Below are 24980 nucleotides of genomic sequence, written 5' to 3' on the forward strand. Positions count from 1 at the left end.
AACCTGAGAGCAACTATGCTAACGTCATTAACAATATCCATTGAAGAGAACGACTATGAAGCAAAGCATCAAGATCCTGCTGCTGACGGGACTCCTTGGCTTCTCCTCCACCAGTTTTGCCCTGAGTGAATCCGAAGCGGAAGATCTGGCGGATCTCACGGCGGTTTTCGTCTATCTGAAAAATGATTGTGGCTATCAGGATCTTCCGGACGCGCAGATTCGCAAAGCGCTGGTCTTTTTTGCTCAGCAGAACCGCTGGGATTTAAGCAACTACAGCAACTACAACATGAAAGCGCTGGGCGAAGAGAGCTATCGCGACCTCAGCGGCATCGCCATCACCAACGACAAAAAGTGCAAGTCTCTGGCCCGCGATTCACTGAGCCTGCTGGCTTACGTCAGGTAACGCCCCCCGCCCTCTGCTGCCGGACATTTGACCGTGCAACCACGGTCAGTGTTAGCTATGATGTGCCGCCCATCTTCATGGCGACATCAGAGGAGAGCACCATGGCCCACAATGAAACGTGGCATGAAACCCTTCATGCCGGTTTTGGCCAGTATTTTACGGTAGACAAAGAGCTGTACCGTGAAAAGACTGCGCATCAGGATTTAATCATTTTCGAAAATGCCGCGATGGGTCGCGTCATGGCGCTGGACGGTGTGGTTCAGACGACCGAGCGTGACGAATTTATCTATCATGAAATGATGACTCACGTTCCCCTGCTGGCGCACGGCGCCGCGAAGAGCGTGCTGATCATTGGCGGTGGTGACGGTGCGATGCTGCGTGAAGTGTCGCGTCATTCTCAGATCGAAAAGATTACCATGGTGGAGATCGATGCGGGCGTCGTGACCTTTTGCCGCCAGTACCTGCCGAACCACAGCGCAGGCGCCTATGACGATCCGCGCTTTACGCTGGTGATCGATGACGGGGTAAACTTCGTCAATCAGACGCAGGAAAAATTCGATGTGATCATCTCCGACTGTACCGATCCGATTGGTCCGGGCGAGAGTCTGTTCACCTCTGAATTTTATGCCGGCTGCAAAGCGGCCCTTAATGAAAATGGCATCTTTGTGGCACAGAATGGCGTCTGTTTCCTGCAGCAGGATGAGGCGGTAAACAGCCATCGCAAGCTGGGTCACTACTTTGCGGATGTCAGCTTCTATCAGGCCGCGATCCCGACCTACTACGGCGGCATCATGACGTTTGCCTGGGCGAGCGACAATCCGGCGCTGCGCCACCTGGATACCGCCACGCTACAGGCGCGTTTCGAGGCCGCTGGCCTGGCCTGCCGTTACTACACGCCAGCCATCCATACCGGCAGCTTTGCCCTGCCACAATATCTGTTGAATGCGCTGTCTGCCGCGTGCTGACAGCACATTTCTAAGGGGGTGAATGAAATTGCAAAAGCTAAAACTACATGGCTTCAACAACCTGACAAAAAGCCTGAGTTTTTGTATTTACGATATCTGCTATGCGAATACTGAAGCTGAACGCGATGGGTACATCGCCTATATCGATGAACAATATAACGCGAATCGCCTGACGGAGATCCTGACCGAGACCTGCTCCATCATCGGTGCCAACGTGCTGAACATCGCGCGTCAGGATTATGAGCCGCAGGGAGCCAGCGTCACGATTCTGGTCAGCGAAGAGCCGATCGATCCAAAAGATATCGATAACTCAGAACATCCGGGTCCCCTGCCCAACTCGGTGGTGGCCCATCTGGATAAGAGCCATATCTGCGTGCACACCTACCCGGAGAGCCACCCTGAAGGCGGACTCTGCACGTTCCGCGCGGATATTGAAGTCTCCACCTGTGGCGTGATCTCACCGCTGAAAGCGCTGAACTACCTGATCCACCAGCTGGAGTCAGACATCGTCACCGTCGATTACCGGGTGCGCGGCTTTACCCGTGACGTGAAAGGGATGAAGCACTTTATCGACCACGAGATTAATTCGATTCAGAACTTCATGTCTGAGGATATGAAGGCGATGTATGACATGGTGGATGTGAACGTCTATCAGGAAAACATCTTCCACACCAAGATGTTGCTGAAAGAGTTTGAGCTGAAGCACTACCTGTTTAACACCCGTCCGGAAGATCTCAGCCCGCAGGAGCACAAACGCATCACCGACCTGCTGTGGAAAGAGATGCGTGAGATCTACTACGGCAGAAACATCCCTTCTGTCGGTCTGAAGACGCTGTAATCACCAGGCGCGCAGCGTTACCGGCGGTAACCTGCGCGTACTGTCTCTCAGGCTGTCAGCGCGAGCGCAATGCCGCGCTCGCGCAGCGTGCGGCAGACCGCGTCCTCTAAACCGCTGTCTGTAACCACGTCGGTCAGCTCATCCAGCGGTGCCGCGCAGAACAGCGACCAGGAACCATATTTGCTGCTGTCCGCCAGCAGAACCCGGCGAGCCGCATTGGCCAGCAGGTCATGTTTCAGCCCCGCTTTCTCCTCGGTCGGCGTGGTGATGCCGCGCTCCAGGCTCCAGGAGTTACAGCTGACGAAGGCGATATCGGGATTGATGCTGCGCAGCAACCGGCGTCCATGTTCGCCCACGCAGGACTGACTGGAGTCATCAATCCGCCCGCCGATAATCGTCACCTCAATCTGCTTAAATTCCGACAGAAACAGCGCAATGTGCAGATCGGCCGTGATCACCCGCAGCGGCAGATGCGTCAGCTGACGCGCCAGTTCCAGCATGGTGGTGCCGGCATCCAGCACGATGGCATCGCCTGCCCGGACAAAGCTGGCGGCGCACTCCGCAATGGCCTGCTTCTCCGCCAGGTGACGCTGCATCTTCTCCAGGGTGGTCGGCTGGGCGGGAATAAACCGATTCAGGGTGACACCACCGTGACTGCGGCTGATCACGCCCTCTTTATCCAGCTTGATCAAATCACGGCGAATCGTGGCGGGTGAGGCGGAGATCGCACTGACCAGTTGCTCAACAGTCACCAGATTATGGCTTTTCAGATAATCCATAATCTGGTCAAGACGGCTCTGTCCCTTCATATTTCCCTATGCGAGCTGCATCGCGAGTTTGATGGAGATCGCCATGCTCTCAGACTTCGCTTTACCTGTCCAGGCGATATCAAAGGCGGTGCCGTGGTCCGCGGAGGTGCGGATAAACGGCAGGCCGGCAGTAATGTTGACGCCGTCATAGAAGCCCAGCAGCTTCAGCGGGATATGCCCCTGATCGTGGTACATCGCGACCACCATGTCATAGTGCCCCTCCTGGCATTGCAGGAACACCGTGTCCGGCGGGCACGGTCCGGCGACATCAATCCCCTGCGCTTTCATCGCCTGAATGGCAGGTGCAACGGTGGTGATCTCCTCATCGCCAAACAGCCCGTTCTCTCCGGCATGGGGATTGACGCCCGCCACGGCGATGCGCGGAGCCTGATAACCGACGCGCCGCAGGAAAGTGTCCGCCATACCAATGACCGTTTTAATGCGCGGCTGGTTCAGCGTGTCGAGGAACTTACGCAGGGCAATGTGAGTGGTGACGTGAATCACCTTCAGCTTATCGGTGTAGAGCACCATGGCGTAATCCCGGGTGTCAGTGAGGTGGGCCAGCAGCTCCGTATGCCCCGGGTAGAGATGGCCGGCCGCATGCATCGCCTCTTTGTTCAGCGGCGCGGTGGCAATCGCCTGCACGTCGCCCGCCAGCGCCAGCGCCGTGGCACGTTTCACACAGCGCCACGCCAGATCGCCCGCCTCTTTCTGCACCACGCCGGGTTTCAGCGCGTCGGGGTCAGCCAGCGGCTCGTCAATCACGTTGATGATGCCAGGAGCAAAGCGTGCATCCTGCACCCGGTCAAGCACCCGCAGCTCGGCCTGGGGCGTAATGTTCATCGCCAGAATGCGGCGCAGCGTACTGGCGCAGCCAATCACCACGGCAGGAATGCCATTCAGCTCACCTTCAGAGAGCGATTTAATGATGATTTCCGGGCTGATGCCCGCCGGGTCGCCCATGGTGATCGCAATAATTTTACTCACTCGATTTCTCCTCAATAAAATCAATGGCTGCTACCAGGGTATTTTCATCACCAAAGCCACCCGCTTTGGTCATCACCGGCAGAGTAAATTCACTGTTAAGCAGAACCCCGTGCGGCACACAGCCCGCCACCAGACCCTGAATGGTAAAGCCGCTGGCACCCAGTGCCCGGGCGACGGCCATCGCCACATCCCCTCCCGACAGATAGAGCGCATGCGGCTGCGCGCTGCGGCAGAGCCGGTAAGTAATCTCGCCGAGAAACTGACAGATCGCCTCCCCCAGCTGCTGGCGCGTCATGCTGAAGTGCTGACAGAGCTGCGCAATCTCGTGCCGCTGCGCCTCGTGCTGGCAGGTGGTGATCACCGTATGGCGACCGGCCCGCAGTGCCGCAGCCGCCTCATCGATCCAGCGATCCCGATCGGGCCAGGCGGGCTGCCGGAACAGCTGCCGGATATCGACATCCACTCTCGCTGCGTCACGCCGGCTGATCAGCGTGGCAACCTGCTGCTGCCCGCTCTCGCTCATCGATCCCACCACCGCCAGCACCGGCCGGGGCGTTCGCACCCGGAGCGCGGCGCCCAGCGCATCGCTTAATCCGGCGGCCCCGACCAGCAGCGGCGTCTCGCGCAGCCGCGCAGCCGCGGCGATCAGTCGCGCCAGGTCCGCCCCGGTTTCGGCATCCACGACGACGATGCCGTGCGCCGCCGCCAGCACCGCATCAAGCCGGTCGCTGCGCAGCGTGGCAAGATCGAGCACGCTGCCGGCGATCTGCATCTGTTCAAGAACGCTGGCGCTGGCGATCGGGGTTTTCGGATCGCTGGCAAATTCGGTGTCCGTGAGCAGACGCTGATGGACCCGGACGTGACCTCCGCACGTGGTGCGGCCCAGTCGTGGCACCGCCGGTGCAACCAGCGCCAGCGTTTTCGCACTGGCCTTCAGTGCCGCCGCCGTTTCAGCGCCGATATTGCCGCGCAGCGTGGAGTCGATCTTTTTGAACAGCCAGCCGTGCTGAAACTGCGCCGCGAAGTGGCGCACCGCCTGCGTGACGCGCTCTGCCGCCTGGGTGGCGCTGATCGCCCGACTCTCCGTGCTGACGACCAGCACATCTGCCGTCTCTGGCAACGCGCCCCGGGTGTCGAACAGCACCTGAACGCCTGCGCCGGCCTGCGCCAGTCCGCTTCCCGCATCGTTGGCACCGGTAAAGTCATCGGCGATGACCAGTACCGGCGTTTTCCATAAAGATGAGCCCATCCTCACTCCTGTCACGCAATTGCCGCTGACATTGATTATATTCAATCATAATTGATTATATGTGAGCAACTTCAAATTAATCGAAATCGATATGCCCTATAAAATGAGCCATACAGAGTGACTGACCTCGCATTGATATGAGCAAAGTTAATCATCTGCTCAGACGCGATCGACATAAGGGTATGAAATGAACATTAACAGCACGGTGATCAGCGGCTATCAGGCGTTAAACGACATGCGCTATCTGCTGGAGGGGGTTTCATCCGCGGTAGTGGTAACTGACCGGAACATTGAAGCGATTCCGGCTGTGCAGGCGCTGCTGGGGCAACTCCGGGAGCAGATCCCCCAGATCAGCGTGGTGAACAGTGTTCCCCCCGAGCCGAGCCAGCATGATGTGGCCGCCCTTCTTGCCGCACTCACGTCGCGCAGGGCTGACATGGTGATCGGTATCGGCGGTGGCAGCGTGCTGGATGTGGCAAAGCTGCTGTCGGTGCTGTGCGTGGATGCGGCCCCGTCGCTGGAAGCCCTGCTGGCGGGGGAGAAACCGCAGCACCGCACCCGCTCCATGCTGATTCCGACCACCGCGGGTACCGGCTCAGAAGCCACGCCCAATGCGATTCTGGCGATCCCGGAGAAAGAGACCAAAGTCGGCATTATTTCCCCGATCATGCTGCCCGATGTCGTCGCGCTGGTGCCGGAACTCACCACCAGCATGCCCGCACACATCGCCTCCTCAACCGGTATTGATGCCCTCTGCCACCTGATCGAGTGCTTTACCGCCTGCGTCGCCAATCCGGTCAGCGATAACTATGCGCTGATCGGGATGAAGAAGCTGTTCGCCAATCTCGAAACCACCCTGCGGGAGCCGGAGAATCTGCAGGCACGACTGGAGATGTTGTGGGCCTCTTATTATGGCGGCGCGTCGATTGCCCATGCCGGCACGCATCTGGTGCACGCCCTCTCCTACCCGCTCGGCGGCAAATATCATCTGCCGCACGGCGTGGCGAATGCCATTCTGCTGGCCCCCTGCATGCGCTTTGTCCGTCCGGCGGCGGTGAGTAAATTCGCTCAGGCCTATGACCTGCTGCCTGATGCTGACCACCGTTTAAGTGATGAAGCGAAGTCCCATGCGCTGGTCGACTACTTCACCGCACTGGTGGCGCGTCTGCAGCTGCCTGCCAGTCTGGAAGCGCTGGGCATCGGCCCGGATCACCTGCCCTATCTGGTGGAAGCCGCGCTCGACGTGCAGCGCCTGATGAAAAATGTCCCGATGGCGGTCACCGCTGACGATGTACGCGCGGTCTATCTGACCCTGTTTCCTTCCTGCCAGGCGTAATGAGGATTGTCATGAATAAGAAAATAAGCGGCGTACTGACCGCCATCGTCACCACCTTCGATCGTGACGGCGCTTTTGATCCGGTGAGACAGCGTGAGCAGGTCAGACGACAGCTCCGGGCCGGTAACGGCATCTTCTGCGGCGGCACCAACGGCGAATTCTTTGTGCTGAACGAGCAGGAAAAGCTCGCCGTCACCGCCACCTGCGTGGATGAAGTCAGCGGCCGCGCGGCAGTAGTGGCGCATATCGGCGAAATCTCGACGCGTGAAACGATCCGGCTCGGCACACAGATCGCCCGCCTGGGCGTGGATGCCATCTCCGCGATCACCCCCTGGTTTGTGCCGCTGAAACAGCAGGAGCTGATCGATCACTACCGGCGCGTGGCTGACGCGCTGACGGTGCCGCTGTTCCTCTACAACATCCCGGCGCGCACCGGCAATACGCTGCAGCCGGAGACGGTGCGCACGCTGGCCGCCCATCCCAACATCATCGGCATCAAAGATTCGGCGGGCAGTTATGACAGCCTGCGCGGCTTCCTGCAGGCCACCGCCGACTGTGACGGTTTTGATGTGCTGAATGGCCCCGACTCGCTGATCCATCAGGGGTTTGTTGAGGGCTGCTCCGCCGCCATTTCCGGGCTGGCCAACGTGGCCCCGGAGGCGATTAACGCTATCTGGGCGCGCTTCGCTGCCGGCGATATTGCCGGTTCGCAGCAGGCTCAGGAGAACGTCACCGCTCTGCGCACGGCGCTCTACAGCATCGGTTTCTCACCGGCCGCCGTGAAAAAAGCGGTCAGCCTGCTGGGCTTCGAGGTGGGTGAAAGCCGCTATGCGGTGCAGTTCAGCGCCGAAGAGCAGCAGCAGATCCGTCAGATCGTCACCCACTACCTGCAATAAACGCCATCGCCTTTGTCTCCTACCGGTCAGATGAGAACGAACCTGATGGTCGCCATCTGCCAGCACAATCGAGGTTATGATGAACGCATTTTCAACTGAGAGCACCTTACTGATCGTAGGCATGGTGGTCGCCTATATCCTGTTCACCACCTGGCTGACCTGGCGGCTGCGCAGTAAAAGCAGCGGTGACTTTATGGAAGGCTCCCGCGCCATGCCCGCCTTTATTGTCGGCATCATGCTGATGTCGGAATATATCGGGGCAAAATCCACGATCGGCACTGCGCAGGCCGCCTTTGAAAATGGCTTCGCCGCTTCCTGGTCAGTGATCGGCGCGGCGATTGGCTTCCCGCTGTTTGGTCTGATCCTGGTGAAGCGCATCTACAACACCGGTAAGATCACCATCTCCGGGGCGATTGCCGAAAAATATGGCAGTTCGACCAAAAACATCATTTCGCTGATCATGATCTATGCGCTGCTGCTGGTGAACGTCGGCAACTACATCAGCGGCGCAGCGGCGATCTCTACCGTGCTGAAGATCGACCTGACCCAGGCGGCCTTTATTACCGCGGTGGTGAGTACCTTCTACTTCGCATTTGGCGGCATGAAAGGGGTGGCCTGGGTGACGCTGCTGCACAGCGCCATTAAGTACATCGGGATCCTGATTATCCTCTACGTGGCGCTGAAGATGACCGGCGGCGTGGCCCCGATGATCGAGAAAATGCCCGCCTTCTACTGGACGTGGGACGGACACGTCGGGGCCAGTACCATTGTGGCCTGGCTGATCGGAACCGTGGGCTCGATCTTCTGCACCCAGTTTGTGATCCAGGCGATCTCCTCGACCAAAGATGTCAAATCCGCTAAGCGTGCCACGTGGGTCGCCTTCTTCTTCTGCCTGCCTATCGGCCTGGCGATGGCACTGATCGGCGTGGCGGCGAAGTTTGCTCATCCCGACATCAAGAGCCTCTATGCCCTGCCGGTGTTTTTGCAGGATATGTCACCCTGGCTGGCGGGCATCGTGACGACCTCGCTGGTGGCATCGATTTTCGTCAGCGTCGGCACCGTGGCGCTGGCGATCGCCTCGCTGGTGGTGAAAGATTTTTATGTTCCTTACCGTCACCCTACGCCAGAGCGCGAGTTCAAAGTGACGCGCTGGTTCTCGATTGCCATCGGCTTCTTTCCGCTGCTGTTTGTGCTGTTCTTCCCGGAAGTGCTGAAGCTCTCCTTCTTTACCCGCGCGATTCGCCTGTCGATCACCGTCGTGGCGATCATGGCGTTCTATCTGCCCTGGTTTAAGAGCACTCGCGGTGCCAACGCCGGTCTGATTGGTTCCTGTCTGGTCACCTCCGTCTGGTTCCTGATGGGGAATCCGTTTGGCATCGATAATATGTATGTGGCGCTGGCCACGCCGGCGATCATTATGGTGATTGACCGCTGCATCCCGTCACGCCAGTCTCAGCCTCAACCGCAACGCAATGCACAAAAGAGTGGAGCCTAATATGACTCAGGAAACCGTCACCGCCGAACGCACCGGCCAGCTTGCGCCGCATCCGCAGGATAGCGCGCAGCAGGTTGCGATGCTGCCCTCCTCCTGCCCGCAAAACCATGCGGCTAACCTGCTGCCGCTGCCGGATGGCGATCTGCTCTGCGTCTGGTTTGGCGGCACCCAGGAGGGGATCGCCGATATCTCTGTCTGGTGTTCACGGCTGCAGAAAGGCAGCGATCGCTGGAGTGAGGCGCAGAAACTCTCTGAGGATCCGACGCGGTCCGAGCAGAATCCGGTGCTGTTCCTCGATCCCGATCAGGTCCTGTGGCTGCTCTGGACGGCGCAGAAGTCCGGTAATCAGGACACCGCCATCGTGCGCTATCGTCAGTCTCACGATCTGGGCCGGAGCTGGGGCGCGATCGACACCCTGCTGGATAAGCCTGGCACCTTTATTCGTCAGCCGATCGTGGTGCTGCCGAATGGCAACTGGCTGCTGCCGGTCTTTTACTGCCTGACGCCGCCCGGTGAAAAATGGGTGGGTAACTATGATGTCAGCGCCGTGAAGATCTCGGAGGATAAAGGCCGGAGCTGGCGCGATGTCAGCGTGCCTGACAGTACCGGCTGCGTCCATATGAACGTCACCCTGCTGGAGGATGGCTCGCTGCTGGCGCTCTACCGCAGTCGCTGGGCCGATCACATCTACCAGAGCCGCTCGTTTGATCAGGGAGAGAGCTGGAGCGCACCCGAAGCGCTGTCGCTGCCAAATAACAACTCCTCTATTCAGGTCACGACGCTGCGCAACGGTCATCTGGCGCTGGTGTTTAACGCCATGAGCGCTGAAGGTGCCAGCGAACGTCGCCTGTCGCTCTATGACGAAATTGAAGATGATGAAGAGGACGGTGAGGTGGCGGTGGCCGCCGAAGCGGTGGTACACAGCGGCCGTACCGCCTTCTGGGGTGCGCCCCGAGCGCCCATGACGCTGGCGATCTCAACAGATGGCGGCAAAAGCTGGCCGCTGCAGCGCAATCTGGACGAAGGCGATGGCTACTGTATGACCAATAACTCGCAGCAGAAGTTAAACCGTGAGTTCTCCTATCCCAGCATCAAAGAGGGTCTGCATGGCGAACTGCATATCGCCTATACCTGGTATCGTCAGGCGATCAAATATGTGCGGATTGAGGAGTCATGGGTGCAGGGAGGTGACGCGTGAATGAACGGATGGCGCTGGTGACCGGTGCCAGCTCCGGCATCGGTCAGGCGATTTGTGACCGCTTACTGAGTGACGGCTGGCAGGTGATCGGCCTGAGCCGTTCGGCGGTCTGCCGCACAGAACCGGGCTGGCAGAGTCATCAGATCGATATCAGTGACAGCGCTGCCCTGCAGGTGCTGCTGGAACAACTGCCTGTGCCGCAGGCGGTGATCCATGCCGCGGGTATGATGCAGGCCGCGCCGCTGGGGGAACTGGATTTGGCGACCAGCGCCCGTCTGTGGCAGCTGCACGTGGCCGCTGCGGAACAGCTGGCGAACCATTTTGCGCCGCGGATGGCGGCAGGCGGGAGAGTGCTGCTGCTGGGGAGCCGTACGTCAGGCGGTGCCGCAGGCCGCAGTCAGTACGTGGCGACCAAATCAGCGATGATCGGCATGGTGCGCAGCTGGGCGGCAGAACTGGCTCCGCGTGGCATTACCGCCAATATCGTGGCCCCCGGTGCGACCGAAACACCGATGCTGCACCAGCCGGGCCGCGCCAGTTCACCGCCGCGCCTGCCGCCGATAGGCCGCTATATTCAGCCGCAGGAAGTGGCCGATCTGGTGGCGTTCCTGCTCTCTCCCTCAGCAGCGGCAATCACCGGGCAGCAACTGGTGATCTGCGGTGGCGCCTCGCTGAGCTAACCTGCCCCGGCCGCCGGGCGGTTTCACATCCCGGCCAGACATGAAGCGCCACCTGTCCGGCATTTAGCGCCGGACGGGATTGCCATACTGGTTCACAAACTGGCGGTACGCGGCGATGACCAGCAGAAAATCTTCAATGCCGCAGAATGAGAGGCTCTCTTCGTCGTAGTAGTTCATCCCCTCCTCCATGCCGTCATCTTCCAGCGCCAGCAGGTTGGCGCGAATCATCACCTCCTCCTCATCCACCAGGATGGTGTATTCGCTGCCGATGCGCTGCCACTGTCGCACGCTGCCCTTGACGTCTTCGATAGCAGCTTCGACTTCATCCAGCAGACCCGGATCGTTTTTCACCTCTTCGTTGAACCAGTGGCCGACCGCTTCATGATCCATCGACATGCGGACCTTAATCTGTCCGGTCACATCGCGTAAAAATTCATATTCCATCGCCCGTTCCTCTCAACGTCGTCGCGTCACTCAATGAGTGTCACGGCTGGCTTTGCAGCATAATGTGACACGTCGCGCATTATTACAGGCTGTCAGGCGAAATCCAGCTTTTGATCGTGCCGGTGACCGGCGCGAAGACGAAAAAAAGGGGCGAATCATCGCCCCTTATGCATGCTGACAAGGTGAAGGATCAGACTGCGGTCTGGAAAATCACGCCTTCCGCTTTGTCGGTGTACTGCGCCAGCTGGTCGAAGTTGAGATAGCGATAGGTGTCGCTGGCCGTTTTATCGACCTGCGCCATAAATTGCTGATACTCATCAGGCGTGGGCAGCCGGCCCAGCAGTGACGCAACGGCAGCCAGCTCGGCAGACGCCAGATAGACGTTAGCGCCGGTACCGAGACGGTTCGGGAAGTTACGGGTCGAGGTGGAAACCACTGTCGAACCGTCTGCCACACGTGCCTGGTTACCCATGCAGAGTGAACAGCCCGGGATCTCGATACGCGCACCGCTTTTACCGAAGACGCTGTAGTAGCCCTCTTCAGTCAGCTGTGCGGCATCCATCTTGGTTGGCGGTGCCACCCACAGGCGGGTTGGCAGCTGACCTTTGTGGCTGTCCAGCAGCTTACCGGCAGCACGGAAGTGACCGATGTTGGTCATGCACGAGCCGATAAACACTTCGTCGATCTTCTCGCCCTGAACGTCCGAGAGCAGACGGGCATCGTCAGGATCGTTAGGGGCACAGAGGATCGGCTCTTTGATATCAGCCAGATCGATCTCGATCACGGCGGCGTATTCCGCATCCGCATCGGCTTCCAGCAGCTGAGGATCGGCCAGCCATTTCTCCATGCTCTCCACGCGACGCTCCAGCGTACGACGATCGCCGTAACCTTCTGCGATCATCCACTTCAGCAGCACGATGTTGGAGTTGAGATATTCGATGATTGGCGCTTTATCCAGCTTAATGGTACAGCCCGCCGCAGAACGCTCTGCTGACGCATCGGACAGTTCAAACGCCTGCTCAACTTTCAGATCCGGCAGACCTTCAATCTCCAGGATGCGGCCAGAGAAGATGTTTTTCTTACCTTTCTTCTCAACGGTCAGCAGGCCCTGTTTGATGGCATAAAGCGGAATGGCGTGAACCAGATCGCGCAGGGTAATACCGGGTTCCATCTTGCCTTTGAAGCGCACCAGGACCGATTCCGGCATATCGAGCGGCATGACGCCCGTTGCCGCGGCAAACGCCACCAGGCCCGAACCGGCCGGGAAAGAGATGCCGATAGGGAAACGGGTATGGGAGTCGCCGCCGGTTCCTACGGTATCCGGCAGCAGCATACGGTTCAGCCAGCTGTGAATAATGCCGTCACCCGGACGCAGTGAGACACCGCCACGGTTCATGATGAAGTCTGGCAGCGTGTGGTGCGTGTTCACATCGACCGGCTTAGGATAGGCGGCGGTGTGGCAGAAGGACTGCATCACCAGATCGGTAGAGAAGCCCAGGCAAGCCAGATCTTTCAGCTCGTCACGGGTCATCGGACCGGTGGTATCCTGCGAGCCCACGGAGGTCATCTTCGGTTCGCAATACGCGCCCGGACGCACACCGGTTACGCCACAGGCGCGGCCGACCATTTTCTGCGCCAGTGAGAAGCCACGGGTGCTCTCCGCAACATCTTTCGCCTGACGGAATACGGTGCTGTGCGGCAGACCCAGCGACTCGCGCGCTTTGGTGGTCAGGCCACGGCCGATGATCAGCGGAATACGGCCACCGGCGCGCACTTCGTCAATCAGCACTTCGGTTTTCAGTTCGAAGCTGGCCAGCAGGTCGTTGGTTTCGTGGTTACGCACTTCCCCTTTGTAAGGGTAGATGTCGATCACATCGCCCATGTTCAGGTCGTTGACGTCCACTTCGATAGGCAGTGCGCCCGCATCTTCCATGGTGTTGAAGAAGATAGGCGCAATTTTGCTGCCCAGCACCACGCCGCCGCCTTTTTTGTTTGGCACGTTCGGGATGTCGTCGCCCATGAACCACAGCACCGAGTTGGTGGCGGATTTACGGGATGAGCCGGTTCCGACTACGTCACCGACGTAAGCCAGCGGATAGCCTTTGGCCTGCAGCGCTGCGATCTGTTTGATCGGGCCGATATTGCCCGGCTCATCCGGCTCAATGCCTTCGCGGGCATTTTTCAGCATCGCCAGGGCGTGCAGCGGGATGTCAGGACGTGACCAGGCATCCGGGGCCGGAGAGAGGTCGTCGGTGTTGGTTTCGCCCGTTACCTTGAATACCGTGACCGTGATCTTTTCGGCCAGCTCAGGACGTGACAGATACCATTCCGCATCGGCCCAGGATTGCATGACCTGCTTCGCGTATTCATTGCCCGCTTTGGCTTTCTCTTCGACATCATAGAAGTTGTCGAACATCAGCAGGGTGTGTGAAAGGGCTTTGGCCGCGATGGGGGCCAGTCGGCTGTCGTCCAGCGCCTCGATCAACGGATGAATGTTATAACCGCCCTGCATGGTACCGAGCAGTTCGACCGCTTTTTCAGGAGAGATCAGAGGAGAGGTTGCTTCGCCTTTGGCAACAGCCGCCAGGAAACCAGCTTTGACATACGCCGCTTCATCGACGCCAGGTGGGACTCGGTTGACCAGTAAATCGGTCAGAAATTCTTCTTCACCCGCAGGTGGATTTTTCAGCAGTTCAACCAGCGCGGCCATCTGGGAAGCCTCTAAAGGCTTAGGAACAATTCCCTGGGCAGCACGCTCGGCAACGTGCTTACGGTATTCTTCTAGCACGACGTTATCCTCGCTCTCATTATGTAGGGCTTTCCGACCACCTTGCTCACTTATGGAGAACAACCTTCCCTTTTCTTGTCCAGGTTGAGGTGCCCGGTTTCGCGGAGGGCAGAATAGCAGGATTTCGTCTGTTTGTTAATCTGTTTACAAAAATACAACATAATCGACTACGCCCATTCTGCCCGTCCGGTTCGCCGTCTGCGCGGGCTGACTGTGCGTAAACGGACGGTCCCGAGCGTACCGCATGCCGGGGAAATTAGCCCCGAAAAATGTCAGGTTTATCGCGGTTTAAGAGAAGTATCAGGGCAGAATCGATAACGGGCAGGAATAGAAAGGTGCGGTTTGTGGGGCTGGCCATCGATGCCACCGGCCAGACACAGCGGTGCAGAAGAGGCCTTAATGGCCTCTTCTGCCTGCTATCAGTTTTTCAGATTTTCCGGGAAGTCAGCGGGCAGCTGATCGGGCGGGCAGTCGATCACGCTTTCGTTATTTTCGCCCACATCGCGGATCACGGTCAGCGTCGCGAACTCGTCAATGACTTCGGTTGGGTAAGCCGGACCCGCTTCGCGGAAGGCGGCCATCTCTTCCAGATGGTCATTCTGGAAACAGACGGTTTTTTCCGGATTGTTCATTACCCAGCGCGGGAAGAAGATGGTGCCGTGGAAGATTTTATCCGCCAGGTTGACGGCCAGGCTGACATCGGTGCCGGTAGGTTCAGTCCAGGAAACTTTATAGACATCCTGCGCCAGACGGACGACATAGACATGCTGATTTTTAACCCAGCGATTACCCACCATGCCGCTGTGGATGCGATAGTCGATCGTGCTGGCATTTTTGATGTAGAGCTCGTAATTCCAGCCGTTGTCGTAGGTGTAAACCAGGTGTTTGCCAACGATGCCTGACAGATCATGTTTATCAAAAGTGCTCATGGTCAATTCCTCATTTATTTGCCTTGAGGAGATTATTACGCGTTACAGATGAGATGAATAACGCTATTTTTAGCACTGAATAATCCAATTTTTCGATGAGTTACCATGTATAAAACGACACTGGAACAGTGGGCGCTGCTCGACGCGGTGGTGAATGAAGGGAGCTTTGCGCTGGCTGCAGAAAAGCATCATCGCAGCCAGTCTTCACTGAGCTATCAGCTTAGCCTGCTTCAGCAGCGGCTGGGTCTGACTCTGCTGCAACAGGAGGGGCGTCGCGCCGTCCTCACTGCCGAGGGACATCAGCTACTGGCTCAGGTTCGTCCATTGCTGGAGGGATTCAGCGCGCTGGAAGCTAAGGCACATGCGCTGCAGCGGGGCGAACGTTCGCGCATCGATCTGATGGTGGACGCGACACTGCCTAAACCTCTGCTGTTTGATGTGCTGCAGACCTTTCAGCAGCACTACCCCCATGTCCGCATCTGGTTCAGCGAAATTGTTCGCAGCGAAACGCCGGAAAGGCTGGCTGAGCAGCAGGCCGACCTCTGGCTGGTTGCGCAATATGGCGATGCCCCTGTTGCCGGGGAAAGCCTGATGAGCGTCGATTTCGTGGCCGTTGCCCATCGGGATCACCCCCTGCACAGTGAACCTGCCCCACTGAGTGCCGCCACGCTGGCTCGCTGGCCCTGCATCACCATCCTGGATCGGCAGCAACAGCAGCAATCCGAGGTCAGTGGCGATCAGGCGGAGAACTGGTCCTTCACGACGCTCTCCGCTGCGATTGAAGCAGTCCAGCATCAGCTGGGCTATGGCTGGTTACCGGAACAGAATATCGCCGGGCTGCTGAAGAGCGGTGAACTGCGCCCTCTGCCGCTGTTGCAGGGCCGCCGACGCAGCAGTTCGCTGGTGATGTATATCAATGAAGAGAGACTGCCCGGCAACAGCGCCATTGCGGTCCTGGCGCAGATGTTTGTGGAGCGGGTGGCGCAGGAGAAGCGCATAGCTGAGCGCTAAGGAGGCTGAGTTTGTTTCCATTGACGCGGGGAACACGTAAAAAACACGCATTCCAATGATTAAGCTGCGGTTTATCCCCCTAAAGCGTGGAACACCAGCGTTCTCATACGATCAGATTGCTGGCCCAAAACGGCAATCTTTGGACTATCCGGGACTATACGAAGCAGGTGTCATCAGCAAAGCAACTGCTCGTGAAACCTTTAAGCAAGAAGGCCTCATAGACTTTAGGCAGAGCCTTCACCAGCTTGAGTTTAACCACTGCTATGACCGAGTGGTGGTTTACTCTCTTAGAATCCCTGCTGACAGCAACTTTACTGTATCAAGGGTTGATAAAATCGCAATACAGGACAGCGAGAATCGTTGGCACTTACTCAATATTGAAAGCATTGAGATAGACCGTCTTCCTTACGATGCGGTCAACAGTGGCACAGTCGGCATCAAGGTTGATAGGATAGTGCCGGGAGCAAGGGACTACTATGTAGTCAAAGTAAGCAAGGATAAGGGGCTTAAGGATGCGTAGCTACAGTGAGATCGCGAAGCGTATAGCCAAAATCATTATATCGCCTGAGTCAGCAATAGGATTAATGCATGGAGTCCTGTCTGTGCCTACAGACATTGGCTATCTTGCCTACGGATTTCTTGATACGGACAGCCGCTATCAACGTGAAACAGAAAAAATCAGGATGGTTAGTGCCATCAGGCATGGCATTCTTGAAAATCACAACTTCATGAAGACTATTGAGACTGTGCTCAATATCTTCAACAAGAATGTGCCTGAAGTCAGGCAGAACGCTATCTATAGCAAAACGATGGCTTCAGTTGCTGGCCGGACGCTTACGAACTCATTAATAGCAGGAAGGTTAGCAACTACCATTGCGCAGCGTAGCTCGTTCCTTGTTGCGGTCAGAGGTGGTCTGATTGGTAATGCCCTGCTTATTGGTGGCATGACAGAGAGATGTATCTATACCTCTGAAAAGCTGCAAAAGAGCAATCCTGAAGTCTATAACGCATTACGCGTGAGGAACTATGATTTACTCTACTTCCTACTTGAGCCAGCTCTGAACCCGTTCTTAGAAGCTCTCAATGTGAAGCGAACGCAAGGGCAACCGGCTTTTGAACGGATCATTGAAATGGTAGAGAAGGAGGTAAACGCTAATGCAAGATAATGGGCCTGCTAAGCTGAGCTTAGGTAAACGCATCATGTATAGCCTTATAGAGGTGTCAGGTGCCATCATAGGCGGGTTGCTGCTCCTTCTGTGCTGCTACTGGTTCTTTCACTATGAAACCTGGCATGAGCGGCTGATGGCGATTGGTCTGTCTATCGGAGTTGTCTATCTGATAGGTAAGGTCTTACCTGAACGGCCAAATCAGTAAGCCCCTCATGGGGCCATACTCAGTTTTATCAGCTCAGACTTCATCTGAAAGTTACCCGTTATTTATACAGGTATTTATCAGAGTACATTTGGATTGAATTCTTCTCAGCCCAGAGGCTTTTTCCATCAGGTAATATTTCCATAAGCGTCCGGCCAGGGCACATTTTCCCCTGATGAGTTCGCTGATTATTAAGTGAGCCAGCCAGTCATCAAGATCAGATTGTAATGTGTCGGGTTCACCATACCGCTTTTGCGGAACGTCGCCTGATATAATTCCTGCAATATCGTCATGTGGAAGCGCATCGCAGATGCCGTTAGTCTGTGGTGACATCGCTTTGGTCTTCGTATAATCCAGACCAAAAAAAAGCCTCCATATTGGAGGCTTTTTCGTCAGCAGCGGAAACTTACTTCTTCTTCGCTTTCGCGTTAGGCAGATCGGTGATGCTGCCTTCGAAGATTTCTGCTGCCAGACCGACTGACTCATGCAGGGTCGGGTGAGCATGGATGGTCAGCGCGATATCTTCCGCATCACAACCCATCTCAATCGCCAGACCGATTTCGCCTAACAGCTCGCCGCCGTTAGTGCCGACAATCGCGCCACCGATAACACGGTGCGTCTCTTTGTCGAAAATCAGTTTGGTCATACCGTCTGCACAATCTGAAGCGATAGCACGGCCAGAGGCAGCCCACGGGAAGGTGGAGGTCTCGTAGCTGATGCCCTTCTCTTTCGCTTCTTTCTCGGTCAGACCGACCCAGGCAACTTCTGGCTCAGTATAGGCAATGGATGGGATCACTTTCGGGTCGAAGTAGTGCTTCAGACCGGAGATCACTTCCGCCGCAACGTGGCCTTCATGCACGCCTTTGTGCGCCAGCATTGGCTGACCGACGATGTCGCCGATAGCATAGATGTGTGGCACGTTGGTACGCATCTGCTTGTCGACACGGATAAAGCCGCGATCGTCCACTTCCACGCCCGCTTTACCGGCATCCAGACCTTTACCGTTCGGCACACGACCGATAGCCACCAGCACGGCGTCATAACGCTGCGCTTCACCCGGTGCCTTTTTACCTTCCATTGAAACGTAAATGCCATCGTCTTTTGCTTCAACGGCGGTCACTTTGGTTTCCAGCATCAGGTTGAACTTCTTGCTGATTTTCTTGGTAAAGACTTTCACGACATCTTTATCCGCAGCCGGGATAACCTGGTCAAACATCTCAACCACATCGATCTCTGAACCCAGCGCATGATACACCGTCGCCATTTCCAGACCGATGATACCGCCGCCCATAACCAGCAGACGCTTCGGCACTTCTTTCAGTTCCAGCGCATCGGTTGAATCCCAGACGCGGGGATCCTCATGAGGAATGAAAGGCAGTTCGATTGGGCGTGAACCCGCAGCGATGATGGCATTATCGAAGTTGATGGTGGTCGCGCCGCCTTCACCTTCCACCACCAGGGTGTTAGCACCGGTGAATTTGCCAAGGCCATTAACCACTTTGACTTTACGACCTTTTGCCATTCCTGACAGGCCGCCAGTCAGCTGGTTAATCACCTTCTCTTTCCAGCTGCGAATCTTGTTGATATCAGTAGAGGGCTGACCGAACACAATGCCGTGCTCTTCAAGGGCTTTCGCCTCTTCGATCACTTTGGCAACGTGCAGCAGCGCTTTAGAGGGGATACAACCGACGTTCAGACACACACCGCCAAGGGTGCTGTAACGCTCTACCAGTACGGTTTCCAGACCTAAATCCGCACAACGGAAGGCTGCAGAGTAACCTGCAGGACCTGCCCCAAGTACCACGACCTGGGTTTTAATCTCTGTACTCATCATGACCTCTTATTTGATATCCGGCGGGTCAGACGTTCTTATAATGCCCTTGTTCCACCGGGACTTTCACCGCAAGAGTTTACAGAATTGTTAACAAACTGCCAACCGTGACGCGACGAAACGTTAAAGGAAGGCCGGCATCCGCCGGCCTTCTTCACATTTACATAACTAAACGACGTATGTCAGAGAGCATATTGCCAATAATGGTGATGAATCTTGCACCATCAGCTCCGTCGATCACGCGGTGGTCGAAGGAGAGAGAGATTGGCATCATCAGACGCGGCGCAAACTCTTTACCGTTCCACACCGGCTCCATCGCCGACTTAGAGACACCCAGGATAGCCACTTCCGGCGCGTTAACAATCGGCGCGAAGTGCGTGGTTCCCAGGCCGCCCAGGCTGGAGATGGTGAAGCATCCGCCCTGCATATCGCCCGCAGTCAGCTTACCGTCACGCGCTTTCTTCGACACCGCCATCAGCTCACGCGACAGCTCGGTAATGCCCTTTTTGTTCACGTCTTTGAAGACCGGAACCACCAGGCCATTTGGCGTATCGACCGCCACACCGATGTTGATGTATTTCTTCAGCGTCAGCTTCTGCGCATCTTCGGAAAGCGAGCTGTTGAAGCGTGGCATCTGCTCAAGCGCGGCAGCGACAGCTTTCATGATGAACACCACCGGGGTGTACTTCACATCGAGCTTACGCTTCTCTGCTTCGGCATTCTGCTGCTTACGGAACGCTTCCAGATCGGTGATATCGGTTTTGTCGAAATGCGTAACGTGCGGGATCATCACCCAGTTACGGCTCAGGTTCGCACCCGAAATTTTCTGGATACGACCCAGTTCGACTTCTTCGACTTCGCCAAACTTGCTGAAGTCCACTTTCGGCCATGGCAGCATGCCTGGCAGGCCGCCACCGCTTGCCGCAGCCGGTGCCGCTTCAGCGCGTTTCACCGCCTCTTTCACGTAAGTCTGCACGTCTTCTTTCAGAATGCGACCTTTACGGCCGGTGCCTTTGACTTTCGCCAGGTTCACACCGAACTCACGCGCCAGGCGACGGATCACCGGGGTGGCGTGAACGTATGCATCGTTCTCGGCAAACTCACCTTTGCTGTCCGCTTTGGCTGCCGGAGCAGGCGCCGCAGATTTAGCTTCTGGTTTCGCAGCCGGGGCCGGTGCGGCTTCCTGCTTCGCTGCCGCCGGGGCAGCCGGCGCGGCACCTTCGACTTCAAACACCATGATCAGTGATCCGGTGCTGACTTTGTCGCCGGTCGCCACTTTCAGCTCTTTGACGGTACCCGCGAATGGCGCAGGCACTTCCATTGACGCTTTATCGCCTTCCACCACGATCAGTGACTGCTCAGCGTCAACTTTGTCGCCCACTTTCACGAGGATCTCGGTGACTTCGACTTCATCACCGCCGATGTCCGGGACGTTAACCTCTTTTGCGCCCGCCGCTGCGGCGGGTGCCGATGCCGCTTCTTCTTTCAGTTCTGGCTTCGCGTCAGCGGCCGGTGCAGCCCCTTCCGCTTCAAAGACCATGATGGCAGAACCGGTGCTGACTTTGTCGCCGGTCGCAATGGTGATCTCTTTAACCACACCCGCGAACGGAGCCGGCACTTCCATTGACGCTTTATCACCTTCCACCACAATCAGTGACTGTTCGGCTTCAACTTTATCGCCAACCTTCACCAGAATTTCAGTCACTTCGACTTCGTCACCGCCGATATCCGGCACAGCCACTTCTTTGCTGGCGGTGGCGGCTGCCGCGGCAGGTGCAGGTGCCGCATCCGCTTTCTTCTCTTCGGCGGCGGCAGGTGCCGCTTCTGCGGCCCCTTCTGCGTCAAACACCATGATCAGCGAGCCGGTTTCTACTTTGTCACCGGTGGCGATTTTGATCTCTTTCACTACGCCAGCCTGCGGGGAAGGCACTTCCATTGAGGCTTTGTCGCCTTCCACGGTGATCAGCGACTGCTCGGCTTCCACCTTGTCGCCAACTTTCACCAGAATCTCGGTGACTTCAACTTCGTCAGACCCGATATCCGGTACCTTAATTTCGATAGCCATTACTCTCTTACCTCTTAAGCCAGACGCGGGTTAACTTTATCGGCATCGATGTTGAATTTGGTAATGGCATCCGCCACCACTTTCTTCTCGATCTCGCCGCGTTTAGCCAGCTCACCCAGCGCAGCAACCACCACATAAGATGCATCAACTTCAAAGTGATGACGCAGATTCTCACGGCTGTCAGAGCGACCAAAGCCATCGGTACCCAGCACGCGGTAATCGCTGGCTGGAACATAGCTGCGAACCTGTTCAGCGAACAGTTTCATGTAGTCGGTTGAGGCAACCGCTGGCGCGTCATTCATCACCTGAGCGATGTAAGGCACGCGTGCTTCTTCTGTCGGATGCAGCATGTTCCAGCGCTCACAATCCTGGCCATCACGCGCCAGTTCGGTGAACGAGGTGACGCTGTAGACATCAGAGCCGATACCGTAATCTTTCGCCAGGATCTGTGCCGCTTCACGTACGTGACGCAGGATAGAACCTGAGCCCAGCAGCTGCACTTTGCCTTTGCTGCCTTCTACCGTTTCCAGCTTGTAGATACCCTTACGGATACCCTCTTCCGCACCCTGCGGCATGGCTGGCATATGGTAGTTTTCGTTCAGCGTGGTGATGTAGTAGTAGATATTCTCCTGCGCTTCGCCATACATACGCACCAGACCATCATGCATGATGACAGCCACTTCATAGGCGTAAGACGGGTCGTAAGAGATACAGTTCGGGATGGTCAGCGACTGAATATGGCTGTGGCCATCTTCATGCTGCAGGCCTTCGCCGTTCAGCGTGGTACGACCGGAGGTTCCGCCTACCAGGAAGCCGCGCGCCTGCTGGTCACCCGCCAGCCACATCAGATCGCCGATACGCTGGAAGCCGAACATCGAATAATAGATATAGAACGGGATCATCGGCAGGTTGTTGGTGCTGTAAGAGGTCGCCGCTGCCAGCCAGGATGAACCTGCGCCCAGCTCGTTGATCCCTTCCTGCAGAATCTGGCCTTTCTCATCTTCTTTGTAGTAAGCAACCTGCTCACGGTCCTGCGGAGTGTACTGCTGGCCGTTCGGGCTGTAGATACCAATCTGACGGAACAGACCTTCCATACCGAAGGTACGCGCTTCATCCGCGAGGATCGGAACCAGACGATCTTTAATCGACTTGTTCTTCAGCATCACGTTCAGGGCACGAACGAAGGCGATGGTGGTGGAGATCTCTTTGTTCTGCTCTTCCAGCAGCGCACCGAACTCTTCCAGCGCTGGCATTTCCAGCTTCTCGGTGAACTTCGGCTGACGCGTTGGCAGGTAGCCACCCAGCTTCTCACGCTGACCGTGCAGGTAAGTGTGCTCTTCTGAGCCTTTTTCGAAGGTCACGTACGGCAGTTCTTCGATTTTATCGTCAGCAACCGGCACGTTGAAGCGATCACGGATATAGCGCACGCCATCCATGTTCATCTTCTTCACCTGGTGAGCAATGTTTTTGCCTTCCGCGGTGTCGCCCATACCATAACCTTTGATGGTATGCGCCAGGATCAGCACCGGCTTGCCTTTGGTGTCCTGCGCTTTTTTCAGTGCCGCGTAGATTTTCTTCGGATCGTGGCCGCCACGGTTCAGTGCCCAGATTTCATCATCGGACATGTCTTTAACCAGCGCGGCGGTTTCCGGATATTTACCAAAGAAGTGCTCACGCACATAGGCGCCATCACGGGATTTAAAGGTCTGGTAGTCGCCGTCGACGGTTTCGTTCATCAGCTGAATCAGCTTGCCGCTGGTATCTTTGCGCAGCAGCTCATCCCAGCGACCGCCCCAGATGACTTTGATCACTTCCCAGCCAGCACCGGCAAAGATGCCTTCCAGCTCGTTGATGATCTTGCCATTACCGGTGACCGGGCCATCCAGACGCTGCAGGTTGCAGTTGATGATGAAGACCAGGTTATCCAGTTTTTCACGGGTCGCGATGGTGATCGCACCTTTGGATTCTGGCTCATCCATCTCACCATCACCCAGGAAGGCGTAGACGGTCTGAGCAGAGGTATCTTTCAGGCCACGGTGTTCCAGATATTTCAGGAACTTCGCCTGATAGATCGCTGACAATGGACCCAGACCCATAGAAACGGTCGGGAACTGCCAGAACTCCGGCATTAATTTCGGGTGCGGATAAGAAGAGAGACCTTTACCGTCAACTTCCTGACGGAAGTTGTTCATCTGCTCTTCGGTCAGGCGACCTTCAAGGAACGCACGGGCATAGATGCCCGGAGAGATGTGGCCCTGGAAATAGACCAGATCGCCGCCATCTTTGTCATTGCGCGCGCGGAAGAAGTGGTTGAAGCACACTTCATAAATGGTCGCAGAAGACTGGAAGGAGGACATATGGCCGCCGAGTTCCAGATCTTTCTTCGATGCGCGCAGCACCGACATGATGGCGTTCCAGCGGATAGCGGAACGGATACGACGTTCAAGAGAGGTGTTGCCCGGATAGTCGGGTTCATCTTCAACGGCAATAGAGTTGATATAGTTGCTGATAGCAGACGAACCTGCAGCAACGTTCACGCCGCCTTTGCGGGCTGCACCCAGTACCTGATCGATCAGATACTGTGCACGTTCAACACCTTCTTCACGGATGACCGATTCGATCGCCTGTAGCCAGTCACGAGTTTCAATCGGATCCACGTCATTGTGTAAACGTTCTGACATGGGTGTGTTCCTTATCTGTGTCTAATACGTTGAATAATCGGGAGCCTGTCAAAGCACAAGCAGGCAGGCTCGTCGCACATGTCCGTACGATCTTTGTCGCACGTTATTCCTTACGTTGCTGTAAACGACGCAGGGAGCGTTCTCGACGGCTCTGCTCCCGACTTCTGTCCAGCAAGATTTCCTCTATGAACGCCAGGTGACGGTGTGAAGCCTCGCGCGCTTTTTCTGGCTCACGGGCCACAATCGCCTCAAAGATTCTGGCGCGGTGACCGCTCACTTTTGCCAGCATTTCCCGGCGAGAGTAGAGCAATTCGAAATTCTGACGGACGTTTTGTTCCAGCATAGGGCCCATTGAGCGTAGCAAATGCAAAAGCACCACATTATGGGCCGCTTCTGTGACAGCGATCTGATACTGCATCACGGCGTCCGCTTCGGCGTCTAAATCGCCGCTGTCCTGCGCCTGCTGGATGTGCACATGGCAGTCGCGAATGCGCAGCAGATCTTCTTCTGTGCCGCGCAGCGCTGCGTAATAGGCGGCGATGCCCTCTAAGGCATGACGCGTTTCCAGCAGGTCAAACTGTGATTCCGGATGGTCTGCGAGAAGCTCAACGAGTGGATCACTCAGGCTTTGCCAGAGATGCTCCTGTACGAATGTTCCGCCGCCCTGACGGCGCAGCAACAATCCTTTCGCTTCTAAGCGCTGGATCGCTTCGCGGAGAGACGGACGTGAGACATCGAATTGTTTGGCGAGTTCGCGCTCAGGGAGCAGCTTCTCTCCCGGACGCAGTGTCCCTTCCATAATCAGGGATTCGAGCTGTTGCTCGATAGCATCTGAGAGCTTGGGTTGGCGAATCTTACTGTAAGCCATCATCCCTTCTTATTAAGCCAGTCGTCCGGAGTAAATTGGTAATACCAATTGTACAGAGGTCGCGGTAAAGTAACAAAGTATTCACCTTGTGTCTATATGGTGTCTGTGACATTCCCCTGCCTCTGAAGCCCGCCCT

Annotated in this window: 22 protein-coding genes and 1 pseudogene; 12 read left to right on the forward strand and 11 right to left on the reverse strand. The window is 56.6% G+C overall.

Annotated elements, in window-relative coordinates; all coding sequences use genetic code 11:
- The first annotated feature begins 55 nt into the window (after window positions 1–55).
- The 3 genes from HFD92_RS14020 to speD all read left to right on the forward strand — a co-directional run bounded on the left by HFD92_RS14020 (window position 56) and on the right by speD (window position 2206).
- Window positions 56–403 carry a YacC family pilotin-like protein gene (locus HFD92_RS14020; protein WP_009092068.1) on the forward strand — a complete coding sequence of 116 codons (348 nt, stop codon included), beginning with the start codon at window positions 56–58 and terminating at the stop codon, window positions 401–403.
- Window positions 404–504: 101 nt separating this feature from the next.
- Window positions 505–1368: a polyamine aminopropyltransferase gene (gene speE / locus HFD92_RS14025; RefSeq protein WP_046101240.1), complete on the forward strand. Its 864-nt coding sequence runs from the start codon at window positions 505–507 to the stop codon at window positions 1366–1368.
- Window positions 1369–1390: 22 nt separating this feature from the next.
- Complete coding sequence (speD, locus tag HFD92_RS14030; protein ID WP_009092072.1) at window positions 1391–2206, forward strand: adenosylmethionine decarboxylase; 816 nt, start codon at window positions 1391–1393, stop codon at window positions 2204–2206.
- A gap of 47 nt (window positions 2207–2253) precedes the next feature.
- Here speD and HFD92_RS14035 read toward each other — a convergent pair whose 3' ends face one another.
- The 3 genes from HFD92_RS14035 to HFD92_RS14045 are packed head-to-tail and all read right to left on the reverse strand — an operon-like array spanning window position 2254 to window position 5251.
- Window positions 2254–3015, reverse strand: coding sequence for a DeoR/GlpR family DNA-binding transcription regulator (locus HFD92_RS14035; RefSeq protein ID WP_046101239.1), 762 nt, complete (start codon window positions 3013–3015; stop codon window positions 2254–2256).
- A 6-nt stretch (window positions 3016–3021) separates the two neighbouring features.
- The gene (locus tag HFD92_RS14040; protein ID WP_009092077.1) at window positions 3022–4002 is read right to left on the reverse strand and encodes a D-threonate 4-phosphate dehydrogenase; all 981 of its coding nucleotides are present in this window, start codon (window positions 4000–4002) and stop codon (window positions 3022–3024) included.
- Window positions 3995–5251 carry a four-carbon acid sugar kinase family protein gene (locus HFD92_RS14045; protein WP_167429127.1) on the reverse strand — a complete coding sequence of 419 codons (1257 nt, stop codon included), beginning with the start codon at window positions 5249–5251 and terminating at the stop codon, window positions 3995–3997. The genes HFD92_RS14040 and HFD92_RS14045 overlap by 8 nt, the downstream gene beginning before the upstream one ends.
- A 187-nt stretch (window positions 5252–5438) precedes the next feature.
- On the opposite strand from HFD92_RS14045, the gene HFD92_RS14050 reads away from it, so the two are divergent.
- The 5 genes from HFD92_RS14050 (at window position 5439) to HFD92_RS14070 (ending at window position 10856) form a co-directional block, all read left to right on the forward strand.
- A complete protein-coding gene (locus HFD92_RS14050) occupies window positions 5439–6587 on the forward strand; it encodes an iron-containing alcohol dehydrogenase (RefSeq protein WP_167429128.1) in 1149 nt (382 codons plus the stop codon).
- Window positions 6588–6598: 11 nt separating this feature from the next.
- Window positions 6599–7483, forward strand: coding sequence for a dihydrodipicolinate synthase family protein (locus HFD92_RS14055; protein ID WP_167429129.1), 885 nt, complete (start codon window positions 6599–6601; stop codon window positions 7481–7483).
- Between the two features lie 79 nt (window positions 7484–7562).
- On the forward strand, window positions 7563–8978 hold the full coding sequence (locus HFD92_RS14060; protein ID WP_009092082.1) for a sodium:solute symporter family protein: 1416 nt from the start codon (window positions 7563–7565) through the stop codon (window positions 8976–8978).
- 1 nt (window position 8979) lies between these two features.
- Window positions 8980–10176 (forward strand): exo-alpha-sialidase, encoded by a 1197-nt coding sequence (locus tag HFD92_RS14065; protein ID WP_009092083.1) that lies wholly within the window; start codon window positions 8980–8982, stop codon window positions 10174–10176.
- A gap of 8 nt (window positions 10177–10184) precedes the next feature.
- Complete coding sequence (locus tag HFD92_RS14070; RefSeq protein WP_185185204.1) at window positions 10185–10856, forward strand: SDR family NAD(P)-dependent oxidoreductase; 672 nt, start codon at window positions 10185–10187, stop codon at window positions 10854–10856.
- 63 nt (window positions 10857–10919) lie between these two features.
- On the opposite strand, the gene yacL is transcribed toward HFD92_RS14070, so the two are convergent.
- From yacL to HFD92_RS14085, 3 genes are all read right to left on the reverse strand, one after another.
- Complete coding sequence (yacL, locus tag HFD92_RS14075) at window positions 10920–11300, reverse strand: protein YacL (protein WP_009092085.1); 381 nt, start codon at window positions 11298–11300, stop codon at window positions 10920–10922.
- Between the two features lie 190 nt (window positions 11301–11490).
- On the reverse strand, window positions 11491–14088 hold the full coding sequence (gene acnB, locus HFD92_RS14080) for a bifunctional aconitate hydratase 2/2-methylisocitrate dehydratase (protein WP_009092086.1): 2598 nt from the start codon (window positions 14086–14088) through the stop codon (window positions 11491–11493).
- A gap of 419 nt (window positions 14089–14507) precedes the next feature.
- Window positions 14508–15017, reverse strand: coding sequence for a phenolic acid decarboxylase (locus tag HFD92_RS14085; RefSeq protein ID WP_009092087.1), 510 nt, complete (start codon window positions 15015–15017; stop codon window positions 14508–14510).
- Window positions 15018–15122: 105 nt separating this feature from the next.
- Between HFD92_RS14085 and HFD92_RS14090 the strand changes: the two genes are divergently transcribed.
- Genes HFD92_RS14090 through HFD92_RS14105 form a run of 4 tightly spaced genes read left to right on the forward strand, consistent with a single transcriptional unit; the run spans window position 15123 to window position 17402 of the window.
- Window positions 15123–16028: a LysR family transcriptional regulator gene (locus tag HFD92_RS14090; RefSeq protein ID WP_167429130.1), complete on the forward strand. Its 906-nt coding sequence runs from the start codon at window positions 15123–15125 to the stop codon at window positions 16026–16028.
- A 55-nt stretch (window positions 16029–16083) separates the two neighbouring features.
- A complete protein-coding gene (locus tag HFD92_RS14095; RefSeq protein ID WP_167429131.1) occupies window positions 16084–16548 on the forward strand; it encodes a hypothetical protein in 465 nt (154 codons plus the stop codon).
- Entirely contained in the window at window positions 16541–17194 is a 654-nt protein-coding gene (locus HFD92_RS14100) for a hypothetical protein (protein WP_167429132.1), read from the forward strand. The genes HFD92_RS14095 and HFD92_RS14100 overlap by 8 nt, the downstream gene beginning before the upstream one ends.
- Window positions 17184–17402 carry a hypothetical protein gene (locus HFD92_RS14105; protein ID WP_167429133.1) on the forward strand — a complete coding sequence of 73 codons (219 nt, stop codon included), beginning with the start codon at window positions 17184–17186 and terminating at the stop codon, window positions 17400–17402. Before HFD92_RS14100 ends, HFD92_RS14105 begins: the two co-directional genes overlap by 11 nt.
- 58 nt (window positions 17403–17460) lie before the next feature.
- On the opposite strand, the pseudogene HFD92_RS14110 reads toward HFD92_RS14105, so the two are convergent.
- The 5 genes and pseudogenes from HFD92_RS14110 to pdhR all read right to left on the reverse strand — a co-directional run.
- Window positions 17461–17756: pseudogene (locus HFD92_RS14110) on the reverse strand (integrase core domain-containing protein); the annotation flags it as partial.
- Window positions 17757–17805: 49 nt separating this feature from the next.
- Complete coding sequence (gene lpdA / locus HFD92_RS14115; protein ID WP_167429169.1) at window positions 17806–19230, reverse strand: dihydrolipoyl dehydrogenase; 1425 nt, start codon at window positions 19228–19230, stop codon at window positions 17806–17808.
- Between the two features lie 160 nt (window positions 19231–19390).
- Window positions 19391–21295, reverse strand: a complete 1905-nt coding sequence (aceF, locus tag HFD92_RS14120; protein ID WP_167429134.1) for a pyruvate dehydrogenase complex dihydrolipoyllysine-residue acetyltransferase — start codon at window positions 21293–21295, stop codon at window positions 19391–19393.
- Between the two features lie 14 nt (window positions 21296–21309).
- Entirely contained in the window at window positions 21310–23976 is a 2667-nt protein-coding gene (gene aceE / locus HFD92_RS14125; protein ID WP_111208293.1) for a pyruvate dehydrogenase (acetyl-transferring), homodimeric type, read from the reverse strand.
- A gap of 103 nt (window positions 23977–24079) precedes the next feature.
- A complete protein-coding gene (gene pdhR, locus HFD92_RS14130) occupies window positions 24080–24844 on the reverse strand; it encodes a pyruvate dehydrogenase complex transcriptional repressor PdhR (RefSeq protein WP_009092096.1) in 765 nt (254 codons plus the stop codon).
- Window positions 24845–24980: the final 136 nt, after the last annotated feature.

Origin of the sequence: Pantoea sp. EKM101V (assembly GCF_011800325.1) — a bacterium.
Classification (GTDB): Bacteria; Pseudomonadota; Gammaproteobacteria; order Enterobacterales; family Enterobacteriaceae; genus Pantoea; species Pantoea anthophila.

Excerpts from the sequence above, each read along its gene's own strand:
- HFD92_RS14020 (WP_009092068.1), top strand. The coding sequence starts at position 56 with ATGAAGCAAAGCATCAAGATCCTGCTGCTGACGGGACTCCTTGGCTTC.
- speE (WP_046101240.1), top strand. The coding sequence starts at position 505 with ATGGCCCACAATGAAACGTGGCATGAAACCCTTCATGCCGGTTTTGGC.
- speD (WP_009092072.1), top strand. The coding sequence starts at position 1,391 with ATGAAATTGCAAAAGCTAAAACTACATGGCTTCAACAACCTGACAAAA.
- HFD92_RS14035 (WP_046101239.1), bottom strand. The coding sequence starts at position 3,015 with ATGAAGGGACAGAGCCGTCTTGACCAGATTATGGATTATCTGAAAAGC.
- HFD92_RS14045 (WP_167429127.1), bottom strand. The coding sequence starts at position 5,251 with ATGGGCTCATCTTTATGGAAAACGCCGGTACTGGTCATCGCCGATGAC.
- HFD92_RS14050 (WP_167429128.1), top strand. The coding sequence starts at position 5,439 with ATGAACATTAACAGCACGGTGATCAGCGGCTATCAGGCGTTAAACGAC.
- HFD92_RS14055 (WP_167429129.1), top strand. The coding sequence starts at position 6,599 with ATGAATAAGAAAATAAGCGGCGTACTGACCGCCATCGTCACCACCTTC.
- HFD92_RS14060 (WP_009092082.1), top strand. The coding sequence starts at position 7,563 with ATGAACGCATTTTCAACTGAGAGCACCTTACTGATCGTAGGCATGGTG.
- HFD92_RS14065 (WP_009092083.1), top strand. The coding sequence starts at position 8,980 with ATGACTCAGGAAACCGTCACCGCCGAACGCACCGGCCAGCTTGCGCCG.
- HFD92_RS14070 (WP_185185204.1), top strand. The coding sequence starts at position 10,185 with ATGGCGCTGGTGACCGGTGCCAGCTCCGGCATCGGTCAGGCGATTTGT.
- yacL (WP_009092085.1), bottom strand. The coding sequence starts at position 11,300 with ATGGAATATGAATTTTTACGCGATGTGACCGGACAGATTAAGGTCCGC.
- HFD92_RS14085 (WP_009092087.1), bottom strand. The coding sequence starts at position 15,017 with ATGAGCACTTTTGATAAACATGATCTGTCAGGCATCGTTGGCAAACAC.
- HFD92_RS14090 (WP_167429130.1), top strand. The coding sequence starts at position 15,123 with ATGTATAAAACGACACTGGAACAGTGGGCGCTGCTCGACGCGGTGGTG.
- HFD92_RS14095 (WP_167429131.1), top strand. The coding sequence starts at position 16,084 with ATGATTAAGCTGCGGTTTATCCCCCTAAAGCGTGGAACACCAGCGTTC.
- HFD92_RS14100 (WP_167429132.1), top strand. The coding sequence starts at position 16,541 with ATGCGTAGCTACAGTGAGATCGCGAAGCGTATAGCCAAAATCATTATA.
- HFD92_RS14105 (WP_167429133.1), top strand. The coding sequence starts at position 17,184 with ATGCAAGATAATGGGCCTGCTAAGCTGAGCTTAGGTAAACGCATCATG.
- lpdA (WP_167429169.1), bottom strand. The coding sequence starts at position 19,230 with ATGAGTACAGAGATTAAAACCCAGGTCGTGGTACTTGGGGCAGGTCCT.
- aceF (WP_167429134.1), bottom strand. The coding sequence starts at position 21,295 with ATGGCTATCGAAATTAAGGTACCGGATATCGGGTCTGACGAAGTTGAA.
- aceE (WP_111208293.1), bottom strand. The coding sequence starts at position 23,976 with ATGTCAGAACGTTTACACAATGACGTGGATCCGATTGAAACTCGTGAC.
- pdhR (WP_009092096.1), bottom strand. The coding sequence starts at position 24,844 with ATGGCTTACAGTAAGATTCGCCAACCCAAGCTCTCAGATGCTATCGAG.